Origin of the sequence: uncultured Bifidobacterium sp. (assembly GCF_959020145.1) — a bacterium.
GTDB lineage: Bacteria > Actinomycetota > Actinomycetes > Actinomycetales > Bifidobacteriaceae > Bifidobacterium.
In genome coordinates this window covers 95,088-107,737 of record NZ_CAUEQY010000004.1, presented here as the reverse complement: position 1 = coordinate 107,737, position 12,650 = coordinate 95,088, and the positions used below count along the sequence as shown (strand labels likewise).

The 12,650-nt window shown below is 58.8% G+C and carries 18 protein-coding genes; 12 read left to right on the top strand and 6 right to left on the bottom strand.

Annotated features, from left to right (window positions below; genetic code table 11):
• Positions 1–17: 17 nt before the first annotated feature.
• Positions 18–890: a site-specific integrase gene (locus Q5H33_RS02840; protein WP_174768225.1), complete on the bottom strand. Its 873-nt coding sequence runs from the start codon at positions 888–890 to the stop codon at positions 18–20.
• A gap of 169 nt (positions 891–1,059) precedes the next feature.
• Here Q5H33_RS02840 and Q5H33_RS02835 point away from each other — a divergent pair, with 169 nt between their 5' ends.
• The 8 genes from Q5H33_RS02835 to Q5H33_RS02800 all read left to right on the top strand — a co-directional run bounded on the left by Q5H33_RS02835 (position 1,060) and on the right by Q5H33_RS02800 (position 7,114).
• Positions 1,060–1,458, top strand: coding sequence for a hypothetical protein (locus Q5H33_RS02835; protein ID WP_046999713.1), 399 nt, complete (start codon positions 1,060–1,062; stop codon positions 1,456–1,458).
• Positions 1,459–1,471: 13 nt separating this feature from the next.
• Entirely contained in the window at positions 1,472–3,055 is a 1,584-nt protein-coding gene (locus tag Q5H33_RS02830; protein WP_302422919.1) for a hypothetical protein, read from the top strand.
• Between the two features lie 382 nt (positions 3,056–3,437).
• Entirely contained in the window at positions 3,438–4,541 is a 1,104-nt protein-coding gene (locus tag Q5H33_RS02825; RefSeq protein WP_302422917.1) for an RNA-directed DNA polymerase, read from the top strand.
• On the top strand, positions 4,538–4,906 hold the full coding sequence (locus Q5H33_RS02820; RefSeq protein ID WP_235363018.1) for a hypothetical protein: 369 nt from the start codon (positions 4,538–4,540) through the stop codon (positions 4,904–4,906). The genes Q5H33_RS02825 and Q5H33_RS02820 overlap by 4 nt, the downstream gene beginning before the upstream one ends.
• On the top strand, positions 4,903–5,046 hold the full coding sequence (locus tag Q5H33_RS02815) for a CD1375 family protein (protein ID WP_160298774.1): 144 nt from the start codon (positions 4,903–4,905) through the stop codon (positions 5,044–5,046). Before Q5H33_RS02820 ends, Q5H33_RS02815 begins: the two co-directional genes overlap by 4 nt.
• Positions 5,033–5,425: a hypothetical protein gene (locus Q5H33_RS02810; protein ID WP_046999711.1), complete on the top strand. Its 393-nt coding sequence runs from the start codon at positions 5,033–5,035 to the stop codon at positions 5,423–5,425. The genes Q5H33_RS02815 and Q5H33_RS02810 overlap by 14 nt, the downstream gene beginning before the upstream one ends.
• Before the next feature lie 132 nt (positions 5,426–5,557).
• Positions 5,558–6,796: a GH25 family lysozyme gene (locus Q5H33_RS02805; protein WP_046999710.1), complete on the top strand. Its 1,239-nt coding sequence runs from the start codon at positions 5,558–5,560 to the stop codon at positions 6,794–6,796.
• A 66-nt stretch (positions 6,797–6,862) separates the two neighbouring features.
• Positions 6,863–7,114 (top strand): phage holin, encoded by a 252-nt coding sequence (locus tag Q5H33_RS02800; protein ID WP_085462021.1) that lies wholly within the window; start codon positions 6,863–6,865, stop codon positions 7,112–7,114.
• Between the two features lie 128 nt (positions 7,115–7,242).
• Here the strand turns inward: Q5H33_RS02800 and Q5H33_RS02795 are convergent, their stop codons facing one another.
• The 4 genes from Q5H33_RS02795 to Q5H33_RS02780 form a co-directional block, all read right to left on the bottom strand.
• The gene (locus Q5H33_RS02795; protein WP_046999708.1) at positions 7,243–7,449 is read right to left on the bottom strand and encodes an AlpA family transcriptional regulator; all 207 of its coding nucleotides are present in this window, start codon (positions 7,447–7,449) and stop codon (positions 7,243–7,245) included.
• Positions 7,446–7,595 carry a hypothetical protein gene (locus Q5H33_RS02790; protein ID WP_158332670.1) on the bottom strand — a complete coding sequence of 50 codons (150 nt, stop codon included), beginning with the start codon at positions 7,593–7,595 and terminating at the stop codon, positions 7,446–7,448. The genes Q5H33_RS02795 and Q5H33_RS02790 overlap by 4 nt, the downstream gene beginning before the upstream one ends.
• A gap of 64 nt (positions 7,596–7,659) precedes the next feature.
• Positions 7,660–7,788, bottom strand: coding sequence for a hypothetical protein (locus Q5H33_RS02785; protein WP_021913380.1), 129 nt, complete (start codon positions 7,786–7,788; stop codon positions 7,660–7,662).
• A 273-nt stretch (positions 7,789–8,061) separates the two neighbouring features.
• Positions 8,062–8,472, bottom strand: coding sequence for a MerR family transcriptional regulator (locus tag Q5H33_RS02780; protein WP_302422898.1), 411 nt, complete (start codon positions 8,470–8,472; stop codon positions 8,062–8,064).
• 261 nt (positions 8,473–8,733) lie between these two features.
• Here Q5H33_RS02780 and Q5H33_RS02775 point away from each other — a divergent pair, with 261 nt between their 5' ends.
• The 4 genes from Q5H33_RS02775 (at position 8,734) to Q5H33_RS02760 (ending at position 11,489) form a co-directional block, all read left to right on the top strand.
• A complete protein-coding gene (locus tag Q5H33_RS02775; RefSeq protein WP_034984838.1) occupies positions 8,734–9,609 on the top strand; it encodes an aldo/keto reductase in 876 nt (291 codons plus the stop codon).
• On the top strand, positions 9,606–9,878 hold the full coding sequence (locus tag Q5H33_RS02770) for a flavodoxin (protein WP_003810891.1): 273 nt from the start codon (positions 9,606–9,608) through the stop codon (positions 9,876–9,878). Before Q5H33_RS02775 ends, Q5H33_RS02770 begins: the two co-directional genes overlap by 4 nt.
• A 353-nt stretch (positions 9,879–10,231) precedes the next feature.
• Entirely contained in the window at positions 10,232–10,909 is a 678-nt protein-coding gene (locus Q5H33_RS02765; protein WP_227561621.1) for a DUF4230 domain-containing protein, read from the top strand.
• Positions 10,896–11,489 (top strand): DUF4230 domain-containing protein, encoded by a 594-nt coding sequence (locus Q5H33_RS02760; protein WP_229070577.1) that lies wholly within the window; start codon positions 10,896–10,898, stop codon positions 11,487–11,489. Before Q5H33_RS02765 ends, Q5H33_RS02760 begins: the two co-directional genes overlap by 14 nt.
• A 24-nt stretch (positions 11,490–11,513) precedes the next feature.
• Here Q5H33_RS02760 and Q5H33_RS02755 read toward each other — a convergent pair whose 3' ends face one another.
• Positions 11,514–12,614, bottom strand: coding sequence for a hypothetical protein (locus tag Q5H33_RS02755; RefSeq protein WP_259328261.1), 1,101 nt, complete (start codon positions 12,612–12,614; stop codon positions 11,514–11,516).
• Positions 12,615–12,650: the final 36 nt, after the last annotated feature.

The window sequence follows — 12,650 nt, the reverse complement described above, 5'->3', positions numbered from 1 at the left end:
GGGTTACGGAAAGCTATTCAGCAGGTCAACACCAGTCGTTGCCATGCTCGCTGCATGTCCTTGAGGACGCTCAGATCAGGCTTCAAATAATACCTTGCGGTGGTCTGGATGTCGGAATGGCCGAGCTGTCGTGCGACCACGCTGATGTCGGTGCCCGCCTTGATTGCCAGCGTGCCGAACGTGTGACGCAGATTGCGTGGCGGGACAGAGGGTAGTTTCATTCGCTGGCACCATGACTTGTAACGGTTAGCGACTTGGTTCGCGTTCAGATTGCCGACCAGTCTGCCGGTCTTCGTGCCGTGCCGTAGTTCCGCCAACCGTTTGACGGCAAATCGCGGCAACGCCACGGTTCGACGGCTCAAATCGGTCTTCGGCTCGGTGACCGTCTCATGTCCTGCGACCCACTGCACGGAACGTTTGACTGTTACCGTGCCACGCCGCAGGTCAAGGTCAGACCATTCGATGCCGACCGACTCGCAACGGCGCAAACCGGCGCATACCGACACCAACAGCCATGCTTCGAGCGGATGCCCGTAGAAGCCTTTCAACAGCTTGCGCACCTCCTGCGCCGACAACACTCGCGGCTCATAGTGACGTAGGCGGGGGAGTCTGATTTCCCTTCTGGTCACATCATTGTCCGTCATGCCGCGCCGGAACGCGAGCCTGAGAATCGCACGGAACACGGCCCATGCTTTTCGCGCCGCTCCCGGCTTGTCGAAGGAGTCCAACCATGATTCGATGTCCGCCACCGTGATCGAGTCCAGGTCTTTTCCGCTCCATTGTGGGAGGATATGACGGTTCAGGGCGCTTTCATATCCCACTAGAGTGCATTCGCGGAGTTTCGCGCATGAGGGTTTCCAAACAGTGGATGCGAATGTGCCGAAAAGCATTGGTTCCTTCCCGATTATTGTTGAATAATCCCACACATTGTCGTGTTGCCGTTGGCCTGACATGCGTGTGGGTTTCTTATTGTTTCACATCCATGATTCTCCGTTCATGTTTTTAAACCCGTCGATTTCGACGGGTTTTGTTTTTAACGCTTCTTTTAAGGAGGATGTTTTGACTCAGATCAAATTCGATTTCGGCCATCCGAGTGCGGATGGCATCGCCGACTTGGCCGGTGAGACGGTTCACGTGATTCCGACGAGCCGTTTCAACAGCGGTAAGCGCATCGTGGTGCGTGACTCGTTCGAGGTGAGACTGGACGAGTATGGCACCGCGACCGTCACCGTTCCGCCGACCGATAACACGTTCGCCTACGAGGTGACCATCGGCGATAGCGCCGATTCATGGCGGTTCATTCGCGTCGTGCAGGTGCCGGATTCGACTTCGGTGTTGAATTTCTCCGATCTGGTTGAAGTTGATTCTACCACGCTCACGCCGGTGGGTACCGGCAATCCGTTGGCTGACATCGACCAGTCCGACATCGACTGGGCGTTGGCCGCCATCCGCAACTGAGAAAGGACAGAAAATGGCAAATCCGGACAAGTTCATCCGCCTGCGCGATTTCGCGAAGATCATGCGCGCCCTGCGCGAGACCGACGTGGACGGCACGACCTTCCATTACGACGAATCGAAGCACGAATACGCGAATGTCAAGGAGTTCTACAGTCAGCACCGCTCCGGCCGAATCTACGGCGTGCAGTTCCCTCGCTACTCCTTCTCCCATGTGCCCACAGGCGCGAAGACCCACGACAACGCAAACCTGTCCGTGACGGTATCCACCGCCGCGAACGCCGGACGCGACGACTACGCCTACCTCAACGCCTTCCAATGGCGCGATGTGAACGCCACCGTGGACGACTCCGGCGTGCCGCACATCACCGCCATCGAAGGGGACAGCCGATTCCGCCGCGACGGATCCAACGGAGACGTGTTCGTCATGGTCGCGCCCGGATATTTCCGCATCGACGGAGACGACAACCACATCGAACTGCTTTACAGCGACGAGCAGTACGACGGCTTCGAACCGATGCCGGGACTGCTCCTGCCGGACGGCACCGAACGCCCATGCCTGCTGTTCGCGAAATACGCGGCATCCCTGTCCGGCGGCATACCGCGCTCCTGGAGCAGCCAGAAGATCGACCCCGGCTTCGGCTGCCAGAACGACCAGATCGACCTCGCCCTGAAAAAGGGCAAGGGGTACGCCGGCCAATGCCAGCCGGACGTCTTCTACTTCCAGCTGATGCTCATGCTGAAATTCGCCACCAAGGACATGGAGGCGGCGCTCGGCGGCTGCTTCGAAAACTACACGGCTCAGGGGCCGGTCACCAAGGCCGAGACCAATGCCAAACGCGTCATCATCGCCAAGGACACCGCCGACAACATCCTCGTCGGATCCACCATCAACATCGGCACCGACAAGGAACGCAACAACAGCGGCAACCACTCCATGGCCGAGGCCCGCACCGTCCTGTCCAAGACCACCATCGACGCGACGAACGTGGCCCTCAACATCGACGGCGCCGCCATCACCACCACGACCACCGCGTTCGTCAGCACCATGCCGTGGAAGACCGGCGCCACCGACTCCATCCGCGGCAGGGGAGACGGACGCCCGCAGGCCGACCACGCCGGATGGCAGCCGGTGCGTCTGCAGGGCATCGAACGCGGCAACGGCATCTACGAGGTCGACGCGGACGCCATCGTCAACGCCTACAAGGACGCCGACGGCATCGGCCACACCGCCCTCTACCTCGTGCACGACATCACCAAGGCATCCAAGACCAACACCGACAACTACACTCTCGTAGGCGAGTTTCCGACCCGCGACAAGACCAACGACTCGAGCTCGCGCTTCGCCGAGGACTTCAACGTCGTCGACGGGCGCGTGTTCCTGCCGACCGGCATCGGCGCCACCTCCAGCACCGGCCTCACCGACGCCGTCTATGCCAATCCGGTCCAGGCACAGGGGCTCCGACAGGTGCTCCGGTTCGGCGATCTCGGTGGTGGCTCGACCTGCGGCGCGTTCCGCGCGGGCCTGCACTGGGCCCTGACGGGCCGCTGGTGGGACATCGGCGGCCGCCTATCCGCGCTCGGCCGCTCGAAGGCATGAGCCAAGAGCGGTGAGGGGTGAGCGCAGCGAGGGGGCGCAAGCCCCCTCATCGTCCCGCTGAAAAACATGTGGGACTCGGAGTGGCGCGCCTACCGTCCTTCGCGTCGTGCACCGGTTCGGCAATCTCAGTGATGGCTCGAACTGCGGCGCGTTCCACGCGAACCTGAACAGGGACCTGACGAACCGCAGGTGGAACATCGGCGGCCGCATACCTGGACAATCCTGTCGAAAACATCAGAACACTCCGATTACCGTCGGCCACGATCTAAGCCAGACGGCATGCCACGGCCAGATCCGAAAATGCAACACGAGCACGCGGCCGGTAGATGAACCCATCCAGCCACATCGACAGCCGCGCAAAGTCCAGATAGGAACAGCTCAATTGAAAACCTACTGCCGTCACACGCATTGCGGCACACCGGCCTTCGTCAGGAAGGCCATAGACCATTACCTGCAAGGCAAAACATCAAGACGCGACGTCACGAGATTCCTGGAACACCACCCGGACCTCGACGACCTCGCCATCAGACTCGCCGGCCAGATCAGGACCGGCGGATTCGACCATCCACGTATCCGATACTTCAACCGTGTCGAACCGATTTCCGGCAAGCATCGCGTCATCGGCCGTGAGGCCGTCGAACAGCAGATCCTCGACCACGTCGCGGTCATCGCCCTCATGCCCTTGTTCGACGCGAAGATAGGACGATGGCAGACCGCGAGCATCCCGGACCGCGGCACCAACGACGCACGACGTGTCATCCGCAAATGGATCCGCGAACCATCGAGCAAAGTCTTCGTCAAACTCGATGTGCGCAAATGCTATCCATCGATTGATCGGCCGACGCTCAAGGCGATGCTCTCGCACGACGTCGGCGACATGACGCTCCTGCGCCTCGTCTTCCACCTCATCGACTCCTACGCCGGCGATAACGGCCTGAACATCGGCAGCTACCTCAGCCAATACCTGGCGAATTATTACCTGTCGTCCATCTGGCACTTCTGCGAGCACGGACTCACCAAAACCAGACGGCACAGGGACGGCACCACCACGAAGCGAAGGCTCGTCACCCACGTCCTCTTCTACATGGACGACATCCTGCTGCTCGGACGCTCGAAACGCGACCTGTCGATCGCGGCAAGACGCATCACCACCTTCGCGCACGACCGGCTCAAACTCGACATGCACCCCGAATGGAACGTCAAGCACGTCGGCATCGAACCAATCGACATGGTCGGCTACACGTTCCGGCCCGGCCGGACGAACATCAGACCCGGCATATTCCTGCGAGCCGGACGGACCTTCGCCAGATTCCGCCGACACCCAAGGAACCTGACACTGGCGCGCAGATGCGCCAGCTACTACGGATACTTCATCCACTCCGACTCGACGCTCGTGCGCCGCCGCCGGCAGGTGGACGAGACAATGCGCATGGCCAAGCGGACGCTGGCCCGCGCCAACCAACAACCAAGGAAGGAAAAAAGATGAGCAAACTCGTCACCAGCGCCACACCGCTGGAAAAGGTCGAATACTTCAGGCGGGGCGACGGCCTCGCCGACATCTGGCTCCGCGAGGACATCAAGCAGGTCCAGCATCTCGGCACCGATGGCACCGAGACCACCGAATACACGGCGCAGGAAACCTACCTGTGCCGCGACCTGACCGAACAGGAGGCGGTCGAGCAATTCGACAGCCTCATCCAATCGGCCGAGATCGAATCGATGGACGACAAGGAGCGCATCGCACAGCTCGAGCAGCAGGCCGTCGACAACGCCACCGCCATCGCGGCCCTCTACGAGGCGCAACTCACCACAGCGTCCGCCAACGATGCCGGAGCAAAGGAGCAAGCATGAACACCCTGCAGCAAGCCATGATCGCCATCTACGCCAACCTCGTCCGCTCCGGAGCCCGCACCATCGACTCCATCCCCAAAAACCTGCGCGACGAAGTCCAGAAGCGCCTCGACCCATGGAGCTCGGATGACGCCGCTTAACCTCTTTTCAAGCACGGAATTCTGGACGTCTCTCATCGTCGCCCTGATCGGCGGTGGAGGAGTGGGTGCCATCATCGGCGCCATCTCCAGCAGACGCAAGGACACCGCGGACATCGCCGCGAAGGCTTGCGACATCCTCACCGATTCCGTCATCAAGCCTTTGAGGGAACAGGTCGAGTCGCAGGAGGAGCAGATCCAGCACCTGGAGGATCAGCAGCGAAAATACTTCGCGCTCGCCGCATACACGAGGCAGCTGTTCCATTGGTTGCAACAGTTCTGCGAGATCGTCGAGCCCGATTTCCTCAAGCGGCATCCGAAACCGCACCTGCCGGACGAGCTGCGCGCCGACGTGGCGCCGGAGACCGTGGAGGACGCATGACCTTCGTCATCGCCTGGATCGGTCTCGCCACGCTCGTCCTGTTTTTCAATCGTGGCGCCCACATGTGACGCCATCAACCATGAAACCACGCGTGAAAACGTGGGGTTTCCCGTTTTCAGAGAAAGGAAATGAATGCGCAAGCACAAGCCTCCGTGGCTCAAACGAATCCGGCTGGCGGTGACCGGCGTGGTCATGGCCATCACCATGGCCGTGGCGCCCGCCGCGATGGCCGACCTGAACGGATACGACGTATCCGGCTACCAGGCCCCGGACATCACGCAGGTCGCTCCGGCCGACTTCGCGATCGTCAAGGTCAACCAGGGCTGGTACATCAACTCCAGCTGGGGCCAGCAAGCATCCGGCGCCGTCAACACCGGCAAGGAGCTAGGCCTGTACGATTACGCGTCCGGAATGGACGCCACGACCGAAGCCGACAACTTCGTCAACCACATCACCGGATACGTCGGCAAGGCCATGCTCGTCCTCGACTGGGAGCCATACCAGAACGCCGCGTGGGGCAACAGCAACTGGGTGCGGACGTGGGTATACCGCGTCCACGCCAGGACGGGAGTGTGGCCCGTCGTCTACTGCTCCAAGGGCTTCGTCGGCCAGATACCGGCGGACGTCCGAGCCAAGTGCATGCTGTGGGCGGCGCAGTACGCCAACAACTACGCGACCGGCTACCAGGACTCCCCATGGCTCGCCGGATCGCAGGGCGAAGGCATGCTCCAGTACACGAGCACTGGCTACCTCAACGGACATGGACCGCTCGACCTCGACAAATTCTTCGGAGACAGGACGGCATGGCGCAAGATCGCCTGCGGCGAACGCGCCGGCTGCTCCACCACCGGAGGATCCACCGGCACGCCGAACGTCCACGTGGAGAAGCGGACGACCAACACCACCGACCTGAACGCCATGGCCACCGCCGTCATCCGCGGCGATTACGGCAACGGCGCCGATCGGCAGTCCCGTCTCGGCGACAACTACCAGGCGGTGATGAACATCGTCAACAGCCGCCTGTCCGGTTCGACGTACTCCGGCCCGACCACCGTGACCCGCACGACGACCCGCACCTACGTGGTCCGCTCCGGCGACACCGTGTCGGCCATCGCCGAGCGCACCGGCCTCAAGCCGGCCTCCGCATGGCGCGTGCCGTCCGGCAACATCAACCGGATCTACGTCGGCCAGACGATCACCTACTACGGCTCGTCCACCGTCTCCACGCCGTCCACGACCTACTCGTCCACGCACGTGGTCAGCGCAGGCGAGAGCCTGTGGAAGATCTACGGATCCGGCTGGTACGCCGCGGCCCAGCGCAACGGCCTCCGTCCGCCGTACACCATCTATCCAGGCCAGCGGCTCCGCTGACCGGACTCCAGCTCCACGATTAAGCGTTGTGGAGCCGGTTCCTGCAACACATAAAGGAGGTGTGGAATGGACAAGGACACCAAGACTGAGCTCGACTATCTGCTGCCCGACAAGGCATACGAGATCCTCAAGTGGGTCGCGCTGATCGCCCTGCCGGCCGTCGCATGGCTGGTCGGCGCGGTCGGCCCGCAGTGGGGACTGCCTCACTGCGGCGAGATCGTCACGACCATCAACGCCGTCGGCGTTTTCGTCGGCGCTCTGATCGGCGTGAGCCAGCTCACGGCCACCAAGCCGGACGATGATTCCGACAAAGATTAAGCGTTGCCACAAAATCAGCGACAACACTTAACAGAACTTCGTATCGGACTTAACAGCTGTTAAGCTGCCGCTAAGTCCATACGAAGTTGCCCCTCTCTCAGCCAAGGCTGGGGGAGGGGCTTTTCTTGTTATTCGGTCTTGTTCTTGCGTGGGCGTCCTCCGCCGACGCCGCGACCGGGACGACTGGCGTTCCATCGGTCGATGGTGTCGGGGAGCCATCCGCGAGTGCGGCCGATCGTGGCGTCCGGCTCGGGGAGCTTGTAGGCGCTGACTGCGGCCGTGCTGATGCCGAGCCGTTTGGCCACGTCGGTGACGCCCAGGTATTCGGTGGTCATTCGCCGTCCTCCCATTTCGTGGAGGCGAGGGCGAGGATTCCGGCGAAGCATCCGAGCGTGCCTGCCGGGAGGGCCTTGCCGCCGACGCCGAGCAGCAGGCTCACGATTCCTGCCGCGAACGCGATTTTGATTAGTTTGTCCTTCATTGTGCGCATGGGTTAATCTGGTGGGGCCGAGTCCCGGATAGGTAGAGAATCCGGGACTCGGTTTTCAGCGCCGTCCGTGTCGGCTTGGCCGGTGGATGAATATCAGGATGACGGTTGATATTCCGACCAGCGCGGAGCCGATGTCGCCGAGTATCGCGGCGATGTCCTTGACGGTCTGCCAGATGTTTTCCATGTTCACCTCCTTTCCTTGACATAAACTATATTAGCACAGTAAATAAAGTAATGCAAGTCGAAACACAAGAAAAACACCATGGAAGGCGGAGTCAGGCAATGCAAGGCTCCGCCTCTCTTTATCCATCCACCGCCAACCGAAGAGGTGGTGACCGCCGCAGTGGAAAAATGATGAATCCAACGACACTCTGGGAGTGGTATCTCGAGTGGTGCGACAATCCATCACCATTGAGAAACGGCTTCATTCCAACGATTAGATAGAGTTATCACGAAATCAGTCGCTTTGCGTCGTGTCGATGACGTTGCTGCAGTATGCCGTCCTGCCGGCAGTCACGTCGGCGTAGAAGCGCTGTTTTTCATCGATGTAGGCGATGGCTTTACGCAGTTCCTCCAGTTGCGTCTCCAGATGCTCGCGTTTTTCGGCAAGGATTTCCTGACGTTCCGGTATCGATGACTCACCTTCAAGACAGAGTTGCGTGTAGTGCCGCATCTCCTTGATGCCCAGACCGCAGCGTTTGAGACATGTCAGGTCGTTGATCCATGCGATGCATCGCTCGTCGAAGACGCGTCGGTTGTTCTGGTCTCGTTTGAGACCGGGCACGAGTCCTGAATTGCAATAGAACTTCAATGCTTCGTAATTCATGCCGGTTAGTTTGCAGGCCTGCTTCATCGTATAGGTTTTCATGTTCTTATGGAGTGGCACTGCCGTGATTGCTATACGTGGCTCCTTTCGGACGCTGCGCGGCAGGACGTTCGGCGGGTGCCGCCGGATGGGGTCGGGCTTGAGGCGCATTGTTCTTTTTTGTTTGTACCTATCATGTCACATTTCCGGTTATTAATACCGGTAGATAGTACCGGCGTGCCGTAATTTGACCGGTAGCAGCTACCGGATTTTATCTTGGGGGTCAGAACGGCATACATGCCGGCACTGAATACCGACGAATTTATGGAAGGAAAAACAGTGGAATACGTGAAACTTGCCAACGGTGTTGAGATTCCGAAGATCGGATACGGCGTCTTCCAGATCAGCAAGGACGATGCTCCTCGCTGCGTGCGCGAGGCCATCGAGACCGGGTACCGCCATATCGACACCGCACAGTCGTACTTCAACGAGGCCGAAGTCGGCCAAGGAATCAAGGATTCCGGTATCGATCGTAAGGATCTGTTCCTCACTACCAAGATCTGGATCAGCAATTACGGCTATGAGAACACGCTGAGGTCCGTCGATGTGTCCTTGAAGAAGCTTGGCACCGACTATCTCGATCTGGTGTTACTGCACCAGCCGTTTTCCGATACCTACGGCGCGTGGCGTGCACTCGAAAAGCTCTACAAGGACGGCGTGATCCGCGCCATCGGCGTGAGCAACTTCTATCCGGACCGTCTGGCCGACATGGTCGCCTTCAATGAGATCGCCCCGATGGCCGATCAGGTCGAGACTAATCCGCTCAACCAGCAGATCGAAGCTCGCAAGAACATGGTCAAGCGGGGCGTGGCTCAGGAAGCATGGGCTCCGTTCGGGGAGGGCATGCAGAACATGTTCTCCAATCCCACCCTGGCCAGGATCGGCGAGGCGCATGGCAAGTCCGTCGCGCAGGTGATCCTGCGTTGGCTCACCCAGCGCGACATCGTCGCTCTGCCCAAGTCCACGCACAAGGAGCGCATGGAAGAAAACCTGAACATCTTCGATTTCCGGCTCTCCGACAGCGAGATGGCAACCATCGCGGGCCTTGACACCAAGACCAGCATGTTCTTTCGCCACGACACCCCTGAGGCGGTCGACCGCTTCGTCGGTTATGTCAAGGAACGTGCCGGCCGCGAATGATTCCGGCCCATGACATGGTCGGTGCCGGCAGCACTGTGTATCTGGGCTTCCCGATTTGGTGGATGGCACCTGTTTGGCTGGTGAACGATTCCGTCAAATCCAACGATTTCGCAGGTAAGACGATCATTCCGTTCTGCACTTCCGCCAGCTCCGATATCGGCAACAGTGCATCCACGCTCCAGAAAATGGCAGGCAGCGGTACATGGCTTACCGGGCACCGTTTCTCGGAATCTGTTTCCGAGAAGGACGTGACCGATTGGCTGATTTAGTCCAAAAACGGCATCGCCGAATAGCGAAGACATGGGGCGACCATTGTACGTTCGGCTGCAGCATTTCGTGTGCTGAATAGCAGGTCGCCTCTTCCACGCTCTTTTGAGTATCCCATCCGAATGTTTAAGCCGGCGTGGAAGTAGTAAGTGGTATGTGTGCTGTCCTGCCTTGCAGGAAGACATGGCGGGCATTTTCATTATGATGAAACGTCATCAAATATCGGATTATTTCCGATAATCATTCCACGAGATGGGCTTCCCCGTATTATTTCCTGAGACGTTTGTGACGCCCCTATGTATTTGCATGCGGGGATAGAATTGTTGACGGAAGAGAACCGTGAAAGGAATGTGCGTTGGCGAGAAATGACGGGAGTCGAAGGAGGCGGGGCGGTCTTTGCGATAGGTTGTTCGGCGATCTCAGTGCAAAAAAGTTGCGTAAGGTGTTGTTTGGTGCTGTTGCGGCAATTGTCACTGTTGCAGTTGTCCTGTTTGTGTGGAACGGTGTCGTTAAACCTGTTTTTGACAATGCAAGGACCGAATCTACCATCAGTGTGGAAAGCCAGTTGCAGGCGGCTGTGAATATCGACGATCTATCGACCGCGAAATTCCATTATGGCGGTGTTGCTGTAAAGAAAGACAATGCTGGTAAGGACAAGTGGCATGTTGCATATGAGGCGACGGTGACTGCTGGCGTCAAGATGAGCGATATCACGTTCGAAGTGGACGATACCGCGAAGACCGTCACTCCGATTCTGCCGAAGCCGACTATTGGGGACGTCGTGGTTGATAGCGGCAGCCTCGACTTTTTCGAGAACAATCCGTCCGTTGAAATTGATGAGGTGATCAAGCTTTGCAAGCAGGATGCGCAACAGGAGACCAAGACAAACGGAGACATTATTTCTATTGCTGCCAGCAATCTTGAACAAACTGTGGATGCGTTGACCAAGGATCTCGTGGAAGCAAAAGGATACAAATTGCAGAAGGCCGAGACCGTAAAGCTCACTAAGGAGACCGCGCATGCTGACGAATAATCGTTCCATGAAACGTGCGATTGCCGCATTATGTGTTGCTACGCTTGCATGTTCTGCTGTAGGGTGCGGCGAGGAAAAGAAAGAAGCTATCCCAACTTTCTCGAATGCCACGTATATCGCACAGATGGCCACATTAAAATGTTATTACCACAACACGGCCAAGCTCAGTCATGAGGGATCGTGGTTCTTCAATAATGGCTACAAACGTATGTGGATGGAATACAGTGGCATCGTGAAGTACGGTATTGATGCCGATAAAGTAACAATTAGTCCAGATGCCAACGGTCATAGAGTAATCATTACCGTGCCTCCAGCTCACGTGTTGGATAATCCGGACGTAAATGAGAAGTCGTTCAGCAAACCGCTGGTGAGCACTGGTTTCGCCACTTCGATTACCGCCGAAGAGAAAACGGAAATGTTTGATAAGGCCCAGCAAAGCATGCTGAAGCAGGCGAAAACCGATTCGGCGTTGCTTGCCCAAGCCGAAGCTCGCGCGCGGACTATTCTAGAGCAGTATGTGCGCAATGTGCTTGGCGACGACGCGAAGAACTGGACTATCGAATTCAAGGATGTGCAATAGTCGCCAAGCGAGAACTGGCTTACCTCACCCGCAATTGCCATCGTGGATGGCGGTGGCCAGCTGATCGCTGGATGCATCCATCGCGTATTCGGCGACACCCTGCTGCTGATTCGTGATGCGGTCGCGGTCGGCCCCGAAAAACAGCACCGAATAGGAATTCGTCACCGCCTCCGTACGGTCGGCTGCGATTGTCGGTTGCGTGGTGCCGCAGGAGATCATGATCGAACGGTGCGAAAGTTCGTGCTTGACCATGTCCACCAGCCAGGGGCTTCGCGCGGTCTGCGTCCAATCCGGGTGTGTGGTGAGGATATGCACGACATTCCTCTGCGAGCGGTCGGGCATCTGGCAGTAATACGCAGCCACGAATCCACTCGGATTCTCACCTGACTGGCCGCCGCAGTTGAATTCCATGGTCTGTTCGATCTGCACGCCCATCGTCGATGCCACGTTCGTGGCGAGCGTGTACCATCCGGCCGGATCGAGATCACCGTTGCGTTCGGGCACGGCGATCGCAGCCGCTGCGGCTTCCGCGTTATGCAGATTGCTGACCGCAGTCGAGACCTGCTGTTTCACGTCCGAGCGTAGTTTGTGCAGCGACCGTAGGTCGGCGAGCATCTCCCTCATCGATGCATACGCGCGCTGTTTGCCGTATCGGTCGATGAGCTCGTTCGCCTGCGTCGGATCATCCACCTGCAGCAGCCATTGCGCCGCATGCTGGCTGAAATCATCCGCCATGGCCGCGTCGACCGCGCTGAGCAGCTCCTTGGTCTGTCCGTCGAGATTATGTGCCGCCACGCGCATGCTGTCGATGATGGTGCGCTGCTGGTTGCGGTACAACAGTCCGATGATGCGTTCCTGCAGATTGTCCGACAGCAGATACTTGATCTGCTTGGCGTCGGCAAGCCGGTCGTAATCGTCCATGCACTGCTGCACGGTTTCGATGTGCGCGGCGAATCGGTCCGGATCATCCAGGCCCTGCGCGAACGTGATGCTGTCCTGCGCGGTCTGCCGGATGCCTTGCATGGTTTCGATCTGCGGCTTGACGTTGCCGGCCGCTTCGCTGGTGGTGGCGTGCAGGAAATTGGCGACGCCGGCGATGACGGCAAGCACGACGAGCACGCCCACGATACGTAGGACATTCCGCCGGCTGCGTGAATTCGG